Origin of the sequence: Micromonospora sp. NBC_00389 (genome assembly GCF_036059255.1) — a bacterium.
Classification (GTDB): domain Bacteria; phylum Actinomycetota; class Actinomycetes; order Mycobacteriales; family Micromonosporaceae; genus Micromonospora.
On record NZ_CP107947.1, the window covers coordinates 44699 to 65244 of the forward strand.

Genomic DNA, 20546 nt, shown 5'->3' on the forward strand with positions numbered 1-20546 from the left:
GACACGAGCGGCCCTGACACGAGCGCGCGCCCGGCGTGACCCGACGCACGGCGTCCGGGTCGGGCCGGCACTGAGCACGCCTGGCAGGATGGAACGGTGACTCCCGCAGGTGACTCCGACCGTCCTGGTGCGTCGACGACCCTCTTCGAGGCGGTCGGCGGCGAGCCCACCTTCCGCAAGCTGGTGGACGAGTTCTACGCCGGCGTCGCCACCGATCCCCTGCTGCGGCCGATGTACCCGGACGACCTGGCCCCGGCGGCGGACCGGATGACGCTGTTCCTGATGCAGTACTGGGGCGGGCCGAACACGTACTCCGCCCAGCGCGGGCACCCGCGGCTGCGGATGCGGCACGCCCCGTTCCGGATCGGCGTGGCCGAGCGGGACGCCTGGCTGCGACACATGCGCCGCGCCGTGGACCGGCTCGACCTGGAGCCGGAGGTCGCCAGCACGCTCTGGGACTACCTGGAGCGGGCGGCGCACTTCATGATCAACGCCACGGAGGACCCGGCCTGACCGCGCCTGACGGCCCGGCCCGGGCACCCGGGTCGCGGCAGGGTCAGAGCAGCGCGCCCTCGTCGTGCAGCCAGTCCACGAAGCTGGTGGCCACTGCGGCGCCGCAGTCGAGCATCTCGACCAGCAGCGCGTCGTGGGTGCCGGCGCCGAGCGGCACCTGAAGCTCGGCGTAGATCGGTAGCTGCCCGCGCTCGGTCGGGTCGCCGATGTACGCCTTGCAGAACCGACGGGTGTGGTTCCACTCGTTGACCACCCGGTACGCCCGGTCGGCCCAGTCCGGCGGCACTGTGGCGTGCGGACGTGCCCGCATCACCAGGATCTCGTCCTCCGGCCCCTCCAGGGTGACCAGCACGGCGTGCCGCTCCCACATGGCCAGCAGGTTGCCGTCACCGTCGGCCAGATATCGCACGTCGAGCAGGTCGAGTGCGTCACAGACCCGGCGCAGGCTCACCGGCTCGATGGTGGCCGGCATCTCGGTCAGCACGGGCCGCTCGTTGGACGGGCAGTCGTCCCCCGGCTGGCGAGGGTTGGGCGGTCCGACCCGGACCGCGCTCTCCACTGTGATCCCGCTTCGGGTTTCCGGATCGCCGCCGTCGGCGGGACCGGGGCGCCATGACCACCACGGCATCGCTCGCGCACCTCACTCCCCAGCGGATCCAGTCGCCTACGGTGCGTTGGATCCGAGGATGGACGGTACCCGGACAGCCGGGTTGAAGCACCCCCCCAACGACCGCCCCAGACTAGAAGAATGAGTAGGGGTCATCCGTTCGGACGAGTAGCCAGGGGCGTCACGGCGAGATCGGTGGCCTTCTGCAACCAGGCCGCTCCGTATGGTCCCACCAGGCCAACCCAACGGCCGGCCACCCGCACCTGGACGGCAGCCTCGGCAGGGGCACCGGCCGGGCCGTCAACCGGCCCGAGGAAGCCCATCCGGACCAGCCCCTGAACCAGTCGCTGCGGCACCTCCACCGGCGGGCCGGGCGGACCGTCCGGACTGACCAGCACGGCCACGTGGTCGAGCAGCGCGTCGCGCAGCATCCGCTGACCCACCGCGCGGCCGGCCACGCCGTGCTCGCTCGCCGTACGCAGGGTGCCCGCCGCCGCGTCCGCGATCCGCCGCAGCTCGGCGGCGGGCAGCGCCTCCACCGGCCGGCTGCGGGCCCGCGGCAGCGGCCACCGCCACTGCGCGTCCCGACGCGCCGGCAACGCCGCGCCGCCGCGCTCCAGCTCCGCCAGCAGCTCCGCGGCGGCCACCGTGACGTCCTCGGGGGTGCCGTCGGCCGGGCCGCCCGCGACCGTCCGGACCACCAGCACCTGCCACGGCAGCCGGGCCCAGAGGGCGACCCGACCGGCGGCGCCGGCCGGCCGCAGCCGAACCGGCGCGCCCGGATCCAGCCGGACCAGCCGGGCCAGGAAGGCGCCCGCGTCGGCCACCCCGGTGACGCCGTGTCCGGCCGCCGTCGCCGTCACCCCGTCCACCCCGGCCGAGTCACGCCGCGCCGCCCTGCGGAGCGTAGGTGAGCAGGAAATCCCGCTCCTCCGCGGTGATCCGCCGGGGCACCTGGCGGGTCAGGTCGAACGGCACCAGCACCGAGCGGGCCCGGCTGGCCAGCACCTCACCGTCGTACAACTCGTAGGCGACGGTGAACCGGGAGGCCCGGATCTCCTCCACCCACAGCTCGATCCGGACGGTGGGCGCGGCCTCTGCGGTGGCCCGGCCCAGCGCGTAGTCGACCGGGCGCAGGTAGTCCACCTCGTGCCGGCGGATCACCACCCCGTCGGCGAACGAGCCGACCCCCCAGGCCCGGCCGCCAGCGAACATCAACGCCACCCGCGCCTCCTCGTACAGGGTGAGGAAGCGCGAGTTGTTGACGTGGCCGTACGCGTCCAGGTCGGACCAGCGCAGTGTGCAGTGGTAGACGAACCGGTCAGACACCTTGTCGGCCCGGTCAGTCGCGGGTCAGCTTGCGGTAGGTCACCCGGTGCGGCCGGGCGGCCTCCGCGCCGAGGCGGTCGATCTTGTTCTTCTCGTACGCCTCGAAGTTGCCCTCGAACCAGAACCACTTGGCCGGGTCCTGGTCGTCGCCCTCCCACGCCAGGATGTGCGTGGACACCCGGTCCAGGAACATCCGGTCGTGCGAGATGACCACGGCGCAGCCGGGGAACTCCAGCAGCGCGTTCTCCAGGCTGGAGAGGGTCTCCACGTCCAGGTCGTTGGTCGGCTCGTCGAGCAGGATGACGTTGCCGCCGATCTTCAGCGTCAGCGCCAGGTTGAGCCGGTTGCGCTCGCCGCCGGAGAGCACCTTGGTCGGCTTCTGCTGGTCCGGCCCCTTGAAGCCGAACGCGGCGATGTAGGCCCGGGACGGCATCTCGACCTTGCCCACCATCAGGTAGTCCAGACCGTCGGAGACGACCTCCCAGACGGTCTTGTCGCCGTCGAGGCCCTGGCGGTTCTGGTCGACGTACGACAGGGAGACGGTTTCGCCGACCCGGACCGAGCCGTCGGTCGGCTGCTCCAGCCCGACGATGGTCTTGAACAGCGTGGTCTTGCCGACGCCGTTGGGGCCGATGATGCCGACGATGCCGTTACGCGGCAGCGAGAACGACAGGTTGTCGATCAACAGCCGGTCGCCGAAGCCCTTGCTCAGGCTCTGCGCCTCGATCACTGTGCTGCCCAGGCGCGGGCCCGGCGGGATCTGGATCTCCTCGAAGTCCAGCTTGCGGGTCTTCTCCGCCTCGGTGGCCATCTCGTCGTACCGGTCCAGGCGGGCCTTGGACTTGGTCTGCCGGGCCTTGGCGTTGGAGCGGACCCACTCCAGCTCCTCGGTGAGGCGCTTCTTCATCTTGGCGTCGCGGCGGCCCTCGACGGCCAGCCGGGCGGCCTTCTTCTCCAGGTAGGTGGAGTAGTTGCCCTCGTAGCCGATCGCCCGGCCGCGGTCCAGCTCCAGGATCCAGCCGGCCACCTTGTCCAGGAAGTACCGGTCGTGCGTGATCGCCATGACGGTGCCGGCGTACTTGGCCAGGTGCTGCTCCAGCCAGGAGACGCTCTCCGCGTCGAGGTGGTTCGTCGGCTCGTCGAGCAGCAGAAGGTCGGGCGCCTCCAGCAGCAGCTTGCAGAGCGCGACCCGGCGACGCTCACCGCCGGAGAGCTGGGTCACGTCGGCGTCCGGCGGCGGGCAGCGCAGCGCGTCCATGGCCAGTTCGAGCTTGGAGTCGATGTCCCACGCGTCGGCGTGGTCCAGCTCCTCCTGGAGCTTGCCCATCTCCTCCATCAGCTCGTCGGAGTAGTCGGTGGCCATCTGCTCGGCGATCTTGTTGAACCGCTCCAGCTTGGCCTTGGTCTCGGCGACCGCCTCCTCGACGTTGCCGAGCACGGTCTTGGCGTCGTTGAGCGGGGGCTCCTGGGCGAGCATGCCGACGGTGTAGCCGGGCATCAGCCGGGCCTCGCCGTTGCTCGGCCTGTCCAGCCCTGCCATGATCTTGAGGAGGCTGGACTTACCGGCGCCGTTCGGGCCGACCACACCGATCTTGGCCCCCGGCAGGAAGCTCAGCGTCACATTGTCGAGCACGACCTTGTCGCCGTGCGCCTTGCGCGCCTTTTCCAGGACGTAGATGTACTGGGCCACGGTGCGGGCTACCTCCGTCGGTTGCTGTCGCATGATGGGCGGCGCGGCGCGGGCTGCGACCTCCGCCCGCGGCACCGGCCGGGGGCCGGCCGCGCGCACGCCATCGTCAATCCTGACAGGTTCGGCCCGCTTCGCCCACATCACCCCGCCCCAGGAGTACGTCGTGCCGTCGGAGGACCCATGTTGTTGACAAGATCACCATCCAGATTCAGCCCCTGCGGGGCGGGTAGGGAACTCAGGCACGGGGCACCAGACGCCGCAGCTACGCTCAGTACGCTCATCGCGGTGGACCCGTCAGTACCCGGAGGTGGCCGATCGTGACCGTCCGTAGCTCCTTTGTCGTAGTGGCGAACCGCCTGCCGGTCGACGAGGTGAGCACCCCCGAAGGGCGGCAGTGGCGACGCAGCCCCGGCGGGCTGGTCACCGCGCTGCATCCCGTGCTCGCCGAACACCAGGGGACCTGGGTCGGCTGGGCCGGCGGGACCGGCGCCGCCCCCGAGCCGTTCGACCTTGAGGGGATCCGACTGCACCCGGTGCCGCTGAGCGCCGAGGAGCTGGAGCGGTACTACGAGGGCCAGTCCAACGCGACGATCTGGCCGCTCTATCACGACGCGGTGGAGACGCCGGCCTACAAGCGTCGCTGGCGGGAGGCGTACCGCCTGGTCAACGCGCGGTTCGCGGAGGCCGCCGCGGACGTGGCGGCCGAGGGCGCGACGGTCTGGGTGCAGGACTACCAGCTCCAGTTGGTCCCGGCGATGCTCCGGGAGCTGCGGCCGGACCTGCGGATCGGCTTCTTCCTGCACATCCCGTTCCCGCCGATCGAGCTGTTCATGCAGATGCCGTTCCGTACCGAGATCCTGCGCGGCCTGCTCGGCGCCGACCTGGTCGGCTTCCAGCAGCGGCTGGCCGCGCAGAACTTCGTCCGGCTGGCCCGGCACCTGCTCGGGCTGCGCTACGAGGGGCAGATGATCCAGGTCGACGGGCGGCAGGTGAAGGCGGGCGCCTTCCCCATCTCGATCGACACCCAGGAGATGGAGCGGATGGCCGCCGACCCGGCGATCCAGGCCCGGGCGAAGCAGATCCGCGCCGAACTGGGCGATCCGAAGACGATAATCCTGGGCGTGGACCGGCTGGATTACACCAAGGGCATCGAATTGCGCCTCAAGGCCTTCCGCGAGCTACTGGCTGACGGAAAGTTGACAGTTCCGGACGCGGTTATGGTGCAGGTGGCCACGCCAAGCCGGGAGCGCGTCGAGCACTACCAGGCACTTCGGGTCAAGGTGGAGCGCGAAGTTGGTCGGATTAATGGGGAATTCGGCAGGGTCGGCGTGCCTGCGGTGCACTATCTGCATCAGTCGTACAGTCGCAGTGAACTGGCCGCGATGTACGTCGCTGCCGACGTGATGATGGTGACCCCGCTGCGAGACGGAATGAATCTGGTGGCCAAGGAGTACGTCGCATCGCGCGCCGACCAGGGTGGCGCGCTCGTGCTCAGTGAATTCGCCGGCGCCGCCACCGAGCTGCGCCAGGCCTTTTTGTGTAACCCGCACGACCCGGACGCGGTCAAGGACGCCCTGCTCCGGGCCGTGCACGTGGAGAAAACCGAGGCGCGCCGCCGGATGCGGACAATGCAACGTCACCTGCGCACCCACGACGTGGGGCACTGGGCCAAGTCTTTCCTCTCCGAGCTTGGAGTCTCCGAGGCGGAGGCCGCGTGAACACGTCCGTCAACGACGGAGCGGCGATCGCCACCGGGGTGATGGACCCCGAGCTGCGCTCCGCCATCGGCCGGATCGCCCGGGTCCCCCAGCTCCTGATCGCCTGCGACTACGACGGCACACTGGCGCCGATCGTGGAGGACCCGAGCACGGCCGTACCGCTGCCCGAGTCGGTGGCCGCGGTCCGCGCGCTCGCCGCGCTGCCGCAGACCACCGTGGCGGTGGTCTCCGGCCGGGCGCTGCGCGACCTGGCCGCGCTCTCCCGGCTGCCCAGCGAGGTGCACCTCGTCGGCAGCCACGGCTCCGAGTTCGACATCGGCTTCGTCGAGCGGCTCTCCCCCGAGCTGGTCGCGGTGCGCACCCGGGTGCGGGACGCGCTGCGCGAGATCGCCGCCGAACACCCCGGCATCCGGTTGGAACGCAAGCCGGCCAGCGTCGCGGTGCACACCCGTGGGGTCGACCCGCAGATCGCCGCCGCGGCCATCGAGGCGGTCCGCAACGGCCCGGCCACCTGGGACGGCGTCACGGTCACCCAGGGCAAGGAGGTTTTCGAACTCTCCGTGGTGGCCACCCACAAGGGCACCGCGGTCGACCAGTTGCGGACCCAGCTCTCGGCCAGCGCGGTGCTCTTCATCGGCGACGACGTGACCGACGAGAACGCGTTCGGCAACCTGCACGGGCCGGACCTCGGCATCAAGATCGGTCCCGGGGACACCCAGGCCGACTACCGGGTGGCCGATCCGCTCGAGGCGGCCCGCGCACTCGGGCTGCTGCTGGAGACCCGGCGGCACTGGCTCTTCGGTGAGCGGGCGGTGCCGATCGAGCGGCACTCGATGCTGTCCAACGGCCGCACCGTCGCGCTGCTCACCCCCGAGGCCAAGGTCAGCTGGCTCTGCCACCCCAAGCCGGATTCGGCGGCGATCTTCGCCGACCTGGTTGGCGGCAGCCCGGCCGGTCACTTCAGCGTCGCACCGGAACGCGGGGGCATCCCGCTGGGCCAGCGCTACCGCTCCGGCACGATGACCGTGGAGACCCGGTGGTCCGGCCTCACCGTCACCGACTGGCTGGACAAGCCGGCCCGGGAGACCACCCCGGACGGCCCGGCGGTGGTCACCGGCGACTCGACCCTGATCCGGGTGCTCACCGGCAGTGGCCGGGCCCGGCTGGAGTTCGCGCCACGACCCGAGTTCGGTCAGGTCGCCGTGCAGATGCAGCCGCTCGGCGACGGCCTCCTGGTGCTCGGCTCCAACGAGCCGGTCGCGCTCTATTCCCCCGGCGTGGAGTGGCAGGTCAGCAACGACGGCGGCTACCAGACCGCCAAGGCGGTCGTCGACCTCTCCGCCGCCGGCGGGCAGGTCCTGCTGGAGCTGCGCTTCGGCACGCACAGCCTGGAGCACCACCGGGTGCCGATCCACGACCGGCAGGCCGCGGCCGAGCAGCCGTGGAAGGACTGGGTCGCCTCGCTGAAGCTGCCGTCCACCTCCCGCGACCTGGTCACCCGCAGCGCGCTCACCCTGCGCGGGCTCTGCCACGAGGCCACCGGCTCGATCCTGGCCGCGGCCACCACCTCGCTCCCGGAGGAGCTGGGCGGCGTCCGCAACTGGGACTACCGCTACTGCTGGCTCCGCGACGCCGCACTGACCGCCCGCGCGCTGGTCGACCTGGGTTCCCTCGAAGAGGCCGAGGGCTTTCTGCGCTGGGTGGACGGCTGCATCGAGCGCACCGGCGGGCATCCGGAGCGGCTGCACCCGCTCTACACCATCGACGGCTACGAGCTGGGCGCCGAGGCGGTCATCGACACCCTGCCCGGGTACGCCGGCTCCCGGCCGGTCCGGGTCGGCAACCTCGCCAACCACCAGCTCCAGCTGGACGTCTTCGGCCCGATCGCCGACCTGATCGCGGCCGTCGCCGACGCCCGCGGCTCGGTCCGCGACGACGAGTGGCGGGTACTGGACAACATGGTCGAGGCGGTTCGCCGCCGTTGGCACGAGCCCGACCACGGCATCTGGGAGGCCCGGCTGCCACCCCGGCACCACATCTTCTCCAAGGTGATGTGCTGGATGACCGTCGACCGGGCCCTGCACGTGATGCGCCAGCACGGCGGCGAGGACCGCCCCCAGTGGGTGGAGCTGCGCGACCGGATCGGCGCCAACGTGCTGGAGCACGGCTGGCACGAGGAGGTCGAGGCGTACAGCGTCGCGTACGGCGACGAGGACATGGACGCCTCGTCGCTCTGGATCGGGCTCTCGGGCCTGCTTCCGGGCGATGACCCGCGCTTCCTGTCCACCGTGCTCCGGATCGAGGCGGACCTGCGCAGCGGCCCGGTCGTCTACCGCTACCACTGGGACGACGGCCTGCCCGGCCGCGAGGGCGGCTTCCACATCTGCACGGCGTGGCTGATCGAGGCGTACCTGCGCACCGGCCGCCGCACCGACGCCGAGGAGCTGTTCGCGCAGATGGTGCTCACCGCCGGCCCGACCGGCCTGCTCCCCGAGCAGTACGACCCGCTCGCCGAGCGTGGGCTGGGCAACCACCCGCAGGCGTACAGCCACCTCGGTCTGATCCGCTGTGCCCTGCTGCTGGACAACATGCTCAAGCAGTGATCTGACACCCGCAGCGGGCCGGAGACGTCGTCTCCGGCCCGCTGTCGTCAGACGTCCAGCGCGTGCACCACGTCGCCCACCACGACGACCGCGGGCGGGCGCAGATCGGCCGCCAGCACGTCGGCGGCCACCGCGCCGAGGGTGGACCGCAGCGCCCGCTGGGCACCCGTGGTGGCTTCCTGGACGACGGCGGCCGGTGTCTGCGGCGACCGGCCGTGCGCGATCAGGGTCGCCGTGATGGCGCCGAGGTTCTTCAACCCCATCAGGATCACCAGGGTGCCGCGCAGCCCGGCGAGCGCCTCCCAGCGCACCAGCGAGGCCGGCGAGTCGGGCGCTAGGTGCCCGGAGACCACGGTGAACTCGTGCGCCACCGCCCGGTGGGTGACCGGGATGCCGGCCGCGGCCGGGGCGGCGATCGAGCTGGTGACCCCGGGGACCACGGTCACCGGAACACCGGCCGCCGTGCAGGCCAGCAGTTCCTCGCCGCCCCGGCCGAAGACGTACGGGTCACCGCCCTTGAGCCGGACCACCAGCGCGCCGGCCAGGGCCCGGTCCACCAGGATCCGGTTGATCTCCTCCTGGGCGCGGGACGGGCCGTAGGGGATCTTCGAGGCGTCCACCAGCTCCACGTCGGGGCGCAGCTCGTCCAGGAGCAGCCCGGGCACCAGCCGGTCGGCGACCACCACATCCGCCTCGGTGAGCAGCCGCCAGCCCCGCACGGTGATCAGCTCCGGGTCACCCGGCCCCGCCCCGACCAGAGCCACCCGCCCGCCGACTGCCGCAGCAAGAGACCCTTGCTCCACCGCAGGCGTCGACAGGGCGCCCTTGCTCGCTCCGAGGAGGTCGCGGATGGCGTCGCGGACGGTCATCGCGCGGCGCGGGTCGCCGCCGCCGAGCACCGCGACGGTGACCGGCCCGTGCCGGGTCACCGCTGGCGTCCAGGCCGTGGCGGCGGTGCGGTCGTCGGCCCGGACGCAGAAGATCCGCCGCTCGGCGGCGGCAACGCTCACCGACTCCGCCGCGATCGGGTCGTCGATCGCCACCTGGACCAGCCACGCCCCGTCCAGGTCGTCGGGCGCGAACCGGCGCGGCAGCCAGCGCAGCCGGCCCGCGTCCGCCCGCGCGCGCAGCGCCGGGGTCAGCTCCGGTGCCACCAGCAGCACGTCCGCACCGGCGTCCAGCAACGCCGGCACCCGTCGGGTGGCGACCGCACCACCGCCCACCACGACCACCCGCCGCCCGTCCAGCCGCAGGCCGAGAGGGTACGGGTTGGTGCTCACGTCGCAGCCGCGCTGTCGCGCCGGATGGCTCGCCCGCTGCGCTCGCTCACTTCTCAGCCACGCCAGCCGAGTCGAAGGTGGCCACCTCGTGCAGCACCCGGACCGCGCCGGTGACCACCGGCAGCGCCAGCAGCGCGCCGGTGCCCTCACCGAGGCGCAGGCCCAGGTCGATCAGCGGGTCGAGGCCGAGGTGGCGTAGCGCCACCGTCGCGCCCGGCTCGGTCGAGCGGTGGCCGGCGACCATGGCGCCGACCGCGTCCGGGGCGAACGCCGCGGCGGCGAGTGCGGCGGAGACCGCGATCACGCCGTCCAGCAGCACCGGCGTGCGGCGGGCCGCGGCGCCCAGGATCAGCCCGGCCAGCGCGGCGTGCTCCAGCCCGCCAACGGCGGCCAGCACGCCCAGCGGGTCGGCCGGGTCGGGGGCGTGCCGGGCCAGCGCGGCCCGCACCACCGCCACCTTGCGGGCGTACGTCGGGTCGTCGACCCCGGTGCCCCGGCCGGTGGCGTCGAGCGGGTCGGCACCGGTGAACGCGGCGATCAGCGTGGCGGCCGGGGTGGTGTTGCCGATGCCCATGTCCCCGGTGAGCAGGATGCCGGCCCCGGCGTCGATCAGCTCGTCGGCGATCCGGATGCCGGTCTGCACCGCCGCCCGCGCCTCGTCCCGGGTGAGCGCGGCGGTCACCGCGAGGTCCCGGGTGCCCCGGCGCACGGTCGCGCTGACGAACCGGGGCACGGACGGGTCGAGGATGGCCGGGCCGGACGCCTCAGCGGCGGGCTGGGCGGGTAGCGGGGTGGCCACGCCGACGTCGACCACGGTGACCGAGGCACCGGCCTGCCGGGCGAACGCGTTGACCACGGCCCCACCGGCCAGGAAGTTGCCGATCATCTGCCCGGTGACCTCCTGCGGCCACGGGGTCACCCCCTGAGCGTGCACTCCGTGGTCACCGGCGAAGATCGCCACCGCGGCCGGCTCGGGCACCGGCGGCGGGCAGGCCGCGGCGAGGCCGGCGAGGCGTACCGACAGGTCCTCCAGCGCGCCCAGCGACCCCGCCGGCTTGGTCAGCCGGCCGTGCAGCTCGCGGGCGTCGGCCATGGCCGACTCGTCCAGCGGCCGGATCGCCGCGATCGTGGTCTCCAGCATCATGCCTCCATGGTCTCGCGCAGCACCGCGACAAACGCGTCGGTGGTGGATCGGTCGCGCACGGCCACCCGCAGCCAGTCTGGGCCGAGGCCGGGGAAGGTGTCGCCCCGGCGTACCGCCCAACCCCGATCGCGCAGAGCCTCCCGGACCCGGGTCGCGCCCGGCAAATGCAGCAGCACGAACGCGCTGGCCGGGCGGCCGGCGACGCGTACCCCGGGCAGGTCGGCCAGGCGGGCGACCAGGTGGTCGCGGTCGGCGGCGAGCTCGGCGGCGATCACGCGTTCGGCCTGGACCGCGACGGGGGTGGCGCAGGCCGACGCGGCGGCCAGCGCGGGGGTGGAGACGGCCCAGAGCGGCTGGACGGCGGCCAGCCGGGACAGCAGGTCCGGCGCGCCGAGCAGGTAGCCGATCCGCAGGCCGGCCAGGCCCCAGGTCTTGGTGAGGCTGCGCAGCACGAGCAGCCCGGGCAGATCACGCCGCTCGGCCAGCGACTCCGGCTCGCCGGGCCGCCCGGGGACGGCGGTGGTGTCGGCGAACGCCTCGTCGACCACCAGTACCCGGCCCGGGCGGGCCAGCGCGGCCAGGGTCCGCGCCGGGTGCAGCACCGAGGTGGGGTTCGTCGGGTTGCCGATCATCACCAGGTCGGAATCGGCGGGCACCCGGTCCGGGTCGAGCCGGAAGTCCTCGGCGGGGTCCAGCAGCACCCGCTCGACCGGGTGGCCGGCGGCCCGCAGCGCCGCCTCCGGCTCGGTGAACTGGGGGTGCACCACCACCGGCCGGCGGATGCCGCGCAGCGCCTGGGCGATCAGCACGAAGCCCTCGGCGGCGCCGGCGGTGAGCAGTACCTCGTCCGGGTGACGCCGGTGCCGGGCGGCGACCGCGGCACGGGCCGACGCCGGGTCCGGATAGCGGGCCAGGTCGGTGAGGGTGGCGGCGATCGGACCGGCCAGCCAGTCCGGCAGCGGTGCCCGGCGGACGTTGACGGCGAGGTCGACCAGACCGGCGCTCGCCTCCGCGTCGCCGTGGTGCGCCAGGTCCGGCTCGGGGGCAGCCCCGACCCCGGCCCCGGCGGCCGGTGCCAGCACGCTCGGCTGATCACACATGTCCGCGATCCTGCCGGGAAGGCGGCCGGTGGGACAGCCGATCTCGACGTAAGCCGCATCACCACCCGACGGTTTATGAGTTCTTCTCATGTTCGAATCGGAAATGTCATAACTTGGCCATGTGAGCAACCGACCCCTTGCTGCCGCTGGTCGACTCGTTCCTCTACTCCGCGCCGGGCTGATCGCCGGCATCGTGATCGCCGCCGCCGCGTACCCGCTAGTCGCCCTCACCGGGCTCGGCGCGAAGGCCACCGCGCACGCCGTGGAGCACAAGACCAAGCTGCTGACCACCGCCCTGCCCGCCGAGACCTCGTACCTCTACGCCCCGGACGGCAAGACCGTGCTGACCATGTTCTACGAGGAGTACCGGCAGTACACCAAGCTGTCGGACATGTCGCCGAACATCCAGCAGGCGATCGTCGCCGCCGAGGACTCCCGCTTCTACCAGCACCACGGCGTCGACCCGAAGGGCGTGGCCCGGGCCTTCGTGGCCAACACCCGCTCCAGCGGGGTCTCCCAGGGTGCCTCCACGCTGACCATGCAGTACGTCCGGATGGCCCTGCGGGACAGCGCGACCACGCCCAAGGAGGTCCAGGAGGCCACCCAGCAGACCAGCCTGCGCAAGGTCAAGGAAATGCGGATGGCGCTGGACCTGGAGAAGGAGATGAGCAAGGAGCAGATCCTGGAGCGCTACCTGAACTCGGCGTACTTCGGGCACCGGGCGTACGGCATCTACGCGGCCAGCGAGATCTTCTTCTCCAAGACCCCCAAGGACCTCACCCCGGTCGAGGCGGCCACCCTGGCCGGGCTGGTCAAGTCGCCGTCGGAGTACGACCCGGCCGACTCCGACCAGAAGGAGGCCACCGGGCGGCGCAACTACGTGCTGGACCGGATGAGCCAACTCGGCTACCTCTCCCCCGACTCGGCCGCCGCCGCGAAGTCCGAGCCGATCCGGCTGAAGCTGACCAACCCGCCGAACGACTGCGCGGCGGTGCCGGACAAGTACAACAGCTGGGGCTTCGCCTGCGACTACCTGAAGAACTGGTGGAGTGCGCAGCCCGCGTTCGGGGAGAACCGGCTGGAACGGATGGACAAGCTGCGCCGGGGCGGCTACCGGATCGTGCTCAGCATCGATCCGAAGATCCAGGAGGCGGCCGAGAAGAACGTCGGCGCCAAGGAGGGCACCGGCAGCCCGTTCGCCAACGGCATCGTCGTCGCCGAGCCGGGCACCGGGCGGGTGAAGGCGATGGCGGTGAACCGGACGTACTCGCTCGACCTCAGCGAGAACCCACAGAGCTCCAACCCCGAGGCCGGGCCGAAGGTGAAGGCCAACTACCCGAACACGGTGGCGCCACTGCTCGGCGGCGGCGACCTGCCGGGCTACCAGGCCGGATCGACGTTCAAGATGTTCCCGATGCTGGCCGCCCTGGACTCCGGGATGACACTCTCCACCTCGTTCAACGCGCCTTACCGGTACAAGTCAGCGGTCTACGACGGCTGGGCGCCGTCCAACGCCAGCGGCGCCATGACCGGGCAGCAGACCATGTGGTCCGGCTTCGGCAAGTCGGTCAACACGTATTTCGTGTGGCTGGAGGAGAAGGTCGGCGCGGACCGGGCGGTGCGGCTGGCCGAACAACTCGGATTGCGCTGGCGCACCGACGTCGACCGGGAGCAGGCGTCCCCAACGAAGGTGAAGAAGTGGGGCGCGTTCACCCTGGGCGTCTCCGACGCCACCCCACTGGAGATGGCGAACGCCTACGCCGCCGTCGCGGCCGACGGCCGCTACTGCGAGGCGATCCCGGTGTCGGCGATCATGAACCGGGACGGCACGCCGGCCACGTCCGTCACCCCCGGCGGCCTCCACCGTGAGGTGGCCAAGCCGCGCTGCCGGCAGGTGGTCAGCGCGGACGCCGCCCGGGCGGCCACCGACGCCGCCCGCTGCCCGACCGGGGACACCCCGGCGCGCGGAGGCTGCGGCGGCTGGTCCACCGCCGACAGCGTCCGGGGTACGGTCGGCCGCCCGGTGGCCGGTAAGACCGGTACCACCGACAGCACGCGGTCCGCCTGGTTCGTCGCCTACACCCCGGAGTTGGCCGCGGCCAGCTTCATCTCCGACCCGGACAACCCGTTCAACGCGGTGGGTGACGGGCAGTCCCAGATCCCGATCGCGGCGGTCGCGGAGACCCTGCGCGACGGACTGAAGGGCCAACCCACCCGCCAGTTCACCCCACCGTCGGACGCCATCGTCGGGTGACCGGCCCAGGGAGGGTCAGCGCAGGTCTGCCGCCACGAACGACCACAGCTCAAGATCGACCCGGCCGCCGCGGACGAAACCGGCGTTGCGCAGCAACCCTTCATAGCTGAAGCCGGCCTTCTCGGCGACCCGGCGGGAGGCCAGGTTGCCGGGAGCCACCCGCAGCTCGACCCGCTGGAAGTCGTGCTCCAGGATCAACGCGATGGCCACCGCGTCCACCGCCTCGGCGGCCAGGCCGAAGCCGCGCGCGTGCGGGGCCATCGCGTAGGAGACCTCGGTGAGCCGTGCGCCCCAGTCGGTGCGCCGCGTCCACAGCGAGCCCACCACCTGGTCATCCTCACGACGCAGCACCGCGTAGTGGTCCCCCTCGCCACTGTCGCGGCGCTGCCGGGCCAGATCGGTGCACCAGGCGTGGCCGTCGATCGGGCCGGAGTCGTCGGCCAGCGGCAGCCAGCGCCGGGTCAGCTTGTCGGCGAAGATCTCCCCGGCCGCCGACGCATCCGCAGCGGTGAGCCGCCGCACCTCGGTGCGCGGGGTGGAGACGGTCAACGCCGGGAAGCGGCGCACCGCCACCTGACCGATCACGCCGGCACCCCGCCGGGCTGCGCGGGCACGCCCTCGGTCGCCGGGTCGGTCGCCGCCGCGGCGACCAGCCGGGCGGCGGTCGCCGGGTGGGCGGCCCAGTGCAGGGTGAGCTGGGAGGCGTGCACGTTGCGCCAGACGAAGCCCTCCGGCGCGCCACCGTCCCAGCTCCACGCCGGCCGCTGACCGGCACGCGGGGTGAGCACCGCGCGATGCTCCTTGTGCCCGATCAGGATCGTGCCGGTCGCGGCGACCACGCTGTCGGTCTGAGCGGTCGCCTGCCGGTAGCCAGCCACCAGGCCGTCCCGGCTGACACCGACCGCGTCCAGCACCCCGCACATCGGCAGCCCGTCCATCTCCCGGGCCAGCCAGAGCAGACCGGCGCCCTCGGCGACCACCGGACGCCCGGTACGCGCCAACTCGGCCACGGCGATGCAGAGCCGCCGGTTGGCCGACAACTGCTCGGCGTACGCCTCGGGCAGCCCGCCGCCGACGACCAGCGCGCGGGTGCCGGCCGGCAGCGCCTCGTCGCGCAGCGGATCGATCGTGACCACCTCGGCGCCGGCGGCCCGCAGCAGCTCGGCGGTCTCCGGGTGGCTGAAGCTGCCGCCCGGCCCACCGGCCAGCGCCACCAGCGGGCGGTCCGCCAGGACCGGCACCGAACCGAGCGCCTCCTCCGGTGACCATGCCTCGGCGGGCAGCGGCGGGGCGGAGCGGGCCAGACCGAGCAGCCGTTCCAGGTCGACCGTGGCGGCGACCGCCTCGCCCAGCCGGCGGACCGCGCGGGCGGCATCGGCGGACCCGTCGACGACCGGTGCCACACCGTGCCGACGCGACGGCAGCACCGCCGGCAGGTCCTGCCGGCGCAGCGCGCCGTAGACCGGCACGCCCACGTCGTCCAGCGCCTCGCGCAGCATGCCCTCGTGCCGCGAGGACGCCACCCGGTTGAGGATCACCCCGCCGAGCCAGAGCTGCTCGTCGTACGAGCGGAAACCGTGCACCAAGGCGGCAACCGACTGCCCCATCGCGGCCACGTCGACCACCAGCACCACCGGGCTGCGCAGCGCGGCGGCCGCGGCGGCCGTGGACTCCTGCTCCGGGCGGCCACCGACCGAGTCGTACAGCCCCATGCTGCCCTGCACCACGGCGAGCCCGGCGCCCGCGGCGCCGTGCGCGACCAGCGGGGCGAGCCGGTCGACGCCGACCAGCCGGGGATCGATCACCCGACCGGGCCGACCGGCGGCGAGGCCGAGATAGGCGGCGTCGACGTGGTCCGGGCCGAGCTTGAACCCGGCGACGTCGACACCCCGCTCGGCCAGGGCGGCGAGCAGCCCGATCGCCAGCGCGTTCTTGCCGTGCCCGGAGGACGGCGCGCTGAGCACCAGACGCGGCACGACGGTCATCATCGACTCCTCGCGGGGGCGGCGGGTTCGCGCGACGGCCGACCGGGGGGCCGGTCCGTCCGCGTGACGATACCCGCCCGGCCCGACGCGCGAGCGCCGCCAACCGGGGGCGGCTCGACCGTTCCGGCCCGGCCGAGGTCAGTGGCCCCGGTCATACGGGTAGCCTCGGTGCCGTGTACCGGTTCCTGCTGAGCCCACGTTGGCTGGGCGCGTTCGCGCTGACCCTGGTCGCCGCAGCGGTCATGGTGCTGCTCGGCAACTGGCAGATGGACCGCTACCAAGGGCGCACCGAGATCAACGAGCGGATCGACGCCGGCCTGCGGATGGCCCCGGTGCCGCTGACCGACGCGCTGCGCGCCCCCACCGGCGGTGCGGGAACGGCCGGCCCGGCCCCCGCCGAGGACAGGGTCTGGACCCGGATCACCGCCACCGGCCGGTACGACCCGACGAACACCGTCCTGGTCCGCGGCCGGACGGTGGACAGCCGGGTCGGCTTCGAGGTGCTCACCCCGCTGGTGCTCCCCGACGGCACCGCGCTACTCGTGGACCGTGGTTGGATCCCGCCGGCACCGGGTGGGGCGACCGCCCAGCCGCAGGTGCCCGCCGCACCGACCGGCGACGTGACGGTGGTCGGCCGGGTGCACGAGACCGAGAGCGGCGCCGGCGCTGTCGACCGGCGCGACGGTCGGCTGGAGACCCGACGGGTCGGCGTGACGCGGCTGGCCCGCGAGCTGCCCTACCCGGTGTACGGCGGTTACGTGCTGCTGGACGAGCAGACCCCGGCCGCCGACCCCATGTTCAAGGCGGTGCCGGTCGGGCACGCCAACAACTGGCAGAACCTCGGCTACGTCGTGCAGTGGTGGCTCTTCGCCGTGATGTCCCTGTTCGGTTACGGCTGGGTGGCCCGCCGGGAGGCCCGCCGCGCCGCCGGCATCACCCCGGCCCCGCTGGACCGGGCCGCCGAGCCGACGCCGACGCCGAGCCCTTCCGCCTGACCGCCGGTCAGCCGGTGGCCCGGCCGGCGTGGATGGCGCGGACGGCGTCGATGGTGTCCGCCTCGGCGGCGGACTTGTCGTCGCGATACCGCACCACCCGGGCGAACCGGAGCGCCATGCCGCCCGGATAGCGCGAACTCGTCTGCACCCCGTCGAAGGCGATCTCCACCACCTGCTCGGGACGGACCCGGACCACCCAGTCGCCGCGCTCGACGGCGAGGTCGAGGAAGCGTTCGGTCTGCCAGCGCAGCAGCTCGTCGGTGAGCCCCTTGAACGTCTTGCCGAGCATCACGAAGTCACCGGTGCGCGGGTCGCGGGCGCCGAGGTGCAGGTTGGACAGCCAGCCCTGCCGTCGGCCGTTGCCCCACTCCACGGCGAGCACCACCAGGTCGAGGGTGTGCCGGGGCTTGACCTTGACCCAGGCCGCGCCGCGCCGGCCGGCGTCGTACGGGGCGTCCGGCGCCTTGACCACGACGCCCTCCTGGCCGGCGTCGAGGGCGGCGGCGAACGCGGCCCCGGCCTGCTCCGGACCGTCGACCTCCATACGGCCGACCAGCAGCGACGCGTCGACCGCGCCAGCGAGCGCGGCCCACCGCTCCCGGCCGGGCAGGTCGATCAGATCGTCACCGTCGAGGTGCAGCAGGTCGAAGAAGTATGGAGTCAGCACGGCCTGACCGGTGCTGGCGGCGGCCGCGAGCACCGCCGGAGCGACCGGTGTGCGCCCGGTGGTGCTGGGCGTGGTGCGCCGGGCGGCCCGGCTGGAGGTCTGCTGGAACGGCAGCGGGCGGCCGGTCTCGTCCAGGCCGATCGCCTCGCCGTCGAGCACCAACTCTCGACCGGGCAGGGCACGGACGGCGGCGACCACCTCGGGCACCCGGGAGGTGATCTCGTCGAGGCTGCGGGTGAAGACGGCTATGTCGCTGCCGGAGCGGTGCACCTGGATGCGGATGCCGTCGAGCTTCACGTCGACCACGGCCGGCGTGCCGGTCGCGGCCAACGCCTCGTCGACCGAGGGGGCACTCTGGGCGAGCATCGGCGCCAGCGGCCGGCCGACCCGCAGGCCGAACCCGGCCAGTTCGGCGGCGCCCCCGGCCAGCGCGGCCACCGCCACCGCGCGCAGGTCACCGGCGAGCAGTAGGGCCCGACGGACCACCGCGACCGGCACCTCGGCGGCTCGGGCCACCGCGTCGGCGAGCAGCCCGGCCTGGGCGCCCTGGCGCAGCTCGCCGCTGAACAGATTGGTGAGCAGCCGTTGCTCATCGGTGGTCGCCGCTGCGAAGAGGGCGCCAAGCAGCGCCCGGCGCCGGGCCTGCGAGCCCGCGCCCTGCACGGCGGCGATCTGCTCGATGGCCGCGTCGACGGCGGCCACGGTCAACGTCGGCTCGGCGGCCGGCGGTGGCAGGTCACGCAGGCTCGCGTAGCCCACCCCGGTCTGTCGCTGGCGCAGCTCACCGGCGAGATAGCCGGCGCCGGGCTCCACCTCGGCCGGATCGAGCCGGCGCAGCGCGTCGGCGAGCAGCTCCACCTTGGCCCGCCGGCCGCTGGTGGCGCCCACGGCGGCGGAGGTGGCCGCCAGGTCGATGAACCGCACGGACCTCATCCTGCCAGCCACCTCCGACACCGCCCGGGCATTGCCGTGCCCGGGCGGTGTCGGCAGGGTGCCGCCACCCTGCTGGGTGGCGGATCAGGCGGAGACGGGTTCCTCGATGCGCAGCCCCCGGGCGCGGACCTCGCCGGCGACCCGGGAGAGCACCGAGTCGAGGGCGACCAGGGCGGCGGAGAGCTCACCGAGCTGTTCGTTGAGCGTGTCCTCGGACCACGCGGAGACGTCGACGTCCCCCAGCGCGCTGACGGCGGCCCCCAACCGGGCCATCACCTCGTTCGTACTCATGTTCGAAAGGCTATAACAGCCCCGCGCCCGACACACCGCAAACTCCCAGATCAGACCGGAAGTTACGGTTCCGACACCTAGCTCCCGTTCGTGCCCGCCGCGGCCACCTTGCCCAGCAGCAGCGCCTCGGCGAGGCAGACCCGGGCGAATTCCCCGAGGTGCAGGCTCTCGTTCGGCCCGTGCGCGCGGGCGTGCGGGTCCTCCACACCGGTCACCAGGATCGCGGCCTTCGGGAACATCTCCTGGAAGGTGGCGATGAACGGGATCGAGCCGCCGACGCCCATGTCCACCGGATCGGTGCCGTCCCAGGCGGTCCGGAACGCCGAGCGGGCGGCGTCGAACATGGGCCCGGACGCGTCGATCACGCACGGGTCGCCGTCGTGCTCGAAGCTGACCGTCACCTGGGCACCCCACGGCGCGTGCTTCTCCAGGTGTGCGCGCACCGCCGCGTACGCCCGCTTGGGTTCGTCGCCCGGAGCGAGCCGGATGCTCAGCTTCGCCTTCGCGGACGGGACCAGGGCGTTCGGCGCCTCGCCGGTCGACGGGGCGTCGATGCCGAGCACCGCCAGCGCGGGCTTGGTCCAGAGCCGGTCGGTGATCCGGCCGGTGCCGATGAACTGCACGCCCTCGGCCAGCCCGGCCTCGGCCCGAACCCGGTCCTCGGGGTAGTCGACGACGGCGCCCTCGCGGCCCACCAGCCCGTCCACCGCCACGTCACCAGCGTCGTCGTGCAGGGTGGCCAGCAGCCGGACCAGCGCGGTGAGCGCGTCCGGGACGGCACCGCCGAACATGCCGCTGTGCACCGCGTGGTCCAGCGTGCGGACCTCGACGAAGCAGTTGACGATGCCGCGCAGCGAGGTGGTCAGCGCCGGTATGCCGATGTCCCAGTTGCCGGAGTCGGCGATCACGATGACGTCCGAGGCGATCTCGTCGCGGTGCTCGGCCAGCAGCCGCTCCAGCGAGTCGGAGCCGTACTCCTCCTCGCCCTCGATGAAGAGCACCACGCCGACCGGCAGTGCGTCCCCGTACGCGCGCAGCGCCGCGATGTGCGCCATGATGCCGGCCTTGTCGTCGGCCGCGCCCCGCCCGTAGAGCCGGCCGTCTCGCTCCACCGGCTCGAACGGGTCGGACTCCCACAGCGACCGGTCGCCGACCGGCTGCACGTCGTGGTGGGCGTAGAGCAGCACGGTGGGCGCGCCGGGCGGGGCGGCCCGACGGCCGATCACTGCGGGCTGCCCGCCGGAACGCACGATGTTGACGTCCAGGCCACAGCCGCGCAGCAGCTCGGCGACCGCCTCGGCGGAGCGCTCCACGTGCGAGTGGTCGAAGCCCTCGAAGGCGATGCCGGGGATACGGACGAGGCGTTCCAGGTCGGCCCGGACTCCGGGCATCTCCCGCTCGACGGCGGCCCGCACCTCGGACTCGGACATGATCGGT

The 20546-nt window shown here is 73.1% G+C and carries 17 protein-coding genes; 5 read left to right on the forward strand and 12 right to left on the reverse strand.

The genetic code is table 11. From position 1 onward, the window contains the following. The first annotated feature begins 96 nt into the window (after positions 1-96). A complete protein-coding gene (locus OG470_RS00230) occupies positions 97-513 on the forward strand; it encodes a globin (RefSeq protein WP_328419547.1) in 417 nt (138 codons plus the stop codon). A gap of 43 nt (positions 514-556) precedes the next feature. Here OG470_RS00230 and OG470_RS00235 read toward each other — a convergent pair whose 3' ends face one another. From OG470_RS00235 to ettA, 4 genes are all read right to left on the reverse strand, one after another. Beyond that, positions 557-1141 (reverse strand): YbjN domain-containing protein, encoded by a 585-nt coding sequence (locus OG470_RS00235; RefSeq protein ID WP_109817147.1) that lies wholly within the window; start codon positions 1139-1141, stop codon positions 557-559. Between the two features lie 131 nt (positions 1142-1272). Beyond that, a complete protein-coding gene (locus OG470_RS00240; protein WP_328419551.1) occupies positions 1273-1992 on the reverse strand; it encodes a hypothetical protein in 720 nt (239 codons plus the stop codon). 10 nt (positions 1993-2002) lie between these two features. Further along, positions 2003-2449: an acyl-CoA thioesterase gene (locus OG470_RS00245; RefSeq protein WP_328419553.1), complete on the reverse strand. Its 447-nt coding sequence runs from the start codon at positions 2447-2449 to the stop codon at positions 2003-2005. A gap of 13 nt (positions 2450-2462) precedes the next feature. Then, a complete protein-coding gene (gene ettA / locus OG470_RS00250; RefSeq protein WP_328419555.1) occupies positions 2463-4139 on the reverse strand; it encodes an energy-dependent translational throttle protein EttA in 1677 nt (558 codons plus the stop codon). Positions 4140-4456: 317 nt separating this feature from the next. On the opposite strand from ettA, the gene OG470_RS00255 reads away from it, so the two are divergent. Beyond that, complete coding sequence (locus OG470_RS00255; protein WP_328419557.1) at positions 4457-5857, forward strand: alpha,alpha-trehalose-phosphate synthase (UDP-forming); 1401 nt, start codon at positions 4457-4459, stop codon at positions 5855-5857. Positions 5858-5898: 41 nt separating this feature from the next. Further along, entirely contained in the window at positions 5899-8460 is a 2562-nt protein-coding gene (gene otsB, locus OG470_RS00260) for a trehalose-phosphatase (protein ID WP_328426037.1), read from the forward strand. A 47-nt stretch (positions 8461-8507) separates the two neighbouring features. Here otsB and cobA read toward each other — a convergent pair whose 3' ends face one another. Genes cobA through cobC form a run of 3 tightly spaced genes read right to left on the reverse strand, consistent with a single transcriptional unit; the run spans position 8508 to position 11984 of the window. Beyond that, positions 8508-9740 (reverse strand): uroporphyrinogen-III C-methyltransferase, encoded by a 1233-nt coding sequence (cobA, locus tag OG470_RS00265; RefSeq protein WP_328419559.1) that lies wholly within the window; start codon positions 9738-9740, stop codon positions 8508-8510. 46 nt (positions 9741-9786) lie between these two features. Then, entirely contained in the window at positions 9787-10881 is a 1095-nt protein-coding gene (gene cobT / locus OG470_RS00270; RefSeq protein WP_328426039.1) for a nicotinate-nucleotide--dimethylbenzimidazole phosphoribosyltransferase, read from the reverse strand. Then, positions 10881-11984 (reverse strand): Rv2231c family pyridoxal phosphate-dependent protein CobC, encoded by a 1104-nt coding sequence (gene cobC, locus OG470_RS00275; protein ID WP_328419561.1) that lies wholly within the window; start codon positions 11982-11984, stop codon positions 10881-10883. The genes cobT and cobC overlap by 1 nt, the downstream gene beginning before the upstream one ends. 121 nt (positions 11985-12105) lie before the next feature. On the opposite strand from cobC, the gene OG470_RS00280 reads away from it, so the two are divergent. Further along, complete coding sequence (locus tag OG470_RS00280; protein WP_328419563.1) at positions 12106-14238, forward strand: transglycosylase domain-containing protein; 2133 nt, start codon at positions 12106-12108, stop codon at positions 14236-14238. A gap of 15 nt (positions 14239-14253) precedes the next feature. On the opposite strand, the gene OG470_RS00285 is transcribed toward OG470_RS00280, so the two are convergent. Further along, the gene (locus tag OG470_RS00285) at positions 14254-14823 is read right to left on the reverse strand and encodes a GNAT family N-acetyltransferase (protein WP_328419565.1); all 570 of its coding nucleotides are present in this window, start codon (positions 14821-14823) and stop codon (positions 14254-14256) included. After that, a complete protein-coding gene (locus tag OG470_RS00290; protein WP_328419567.1) occupies positions 14820-16223 on the reverse strand; it encodes a cobyrinate a,c-diamide synthase in 1404 nt (467 codons plus the stop codon). The genes OG470_RS00285 and OG470_RS00290 overlap by 4 nt, the downstream gene beginning before the upstream one ends. A gap of 173 nt (positions 16224-16396) precedes the next feature. Between OG470_RS00290 and OG470_RS00295 the strand changes: the two genes are divergently transcribed. Beyond that, positions 16397-17218: an SURF1 family cytochrome oxidase biogenesis protein gene (locus OG470_RS00295; protein WP_328419569.1), complete on the forward strand. Its 822-nt coding sequence runs from the start codon at positions 16397-16399 to the stop codon at positions 17216-17218. Between the two features lie 7 nt (positions 17219-17225). On the opposite strand, the gene OG470_RS00300 is transcribed toward OG470_RS00295, so the two are convergent. The 3 genes from OG470_RS00300 to OG470_RS00310 form a co-directional block, all read right to left on the reverse strand. After that, positions 17226-18818 carry an ATP-dependent DNA ligase gene (locus OG470_RS00300; RefSeq protein WP_328419571.1) on the reverse strand — a complete coding sequence of 531 codons (1593 nt, stop codon included), beginning with the start codon at positions 18816-18818 and terminating at the stop codon, positions 17226-17228. A gap of 84 nt (positions 18819-18902) precedes the next feature. After that, on the reverse strand, positions 18903-19109 hold the full coding sequence (locus tag OG470_RS00305; RefSeq protein WP_030333429.1) for a hypothetical protein: 207 nt from the start codon (positions 19107-19109) through the stop codon (positions 18903-18905). A 77-nt stretch (positions 19110-19186) separates the two neighbouring features. Then, positions 19187-20539, reverse strand: coding sequence for a dipeptidase (locus OG470_RS00310; protein WP_328426041.1), 1353 nt, complete (start codon positions 20537-20539; stop codon positions 19187-19189). Between the last annotated feature and the right edge of the window lie 7 nt (positions 20540-20546).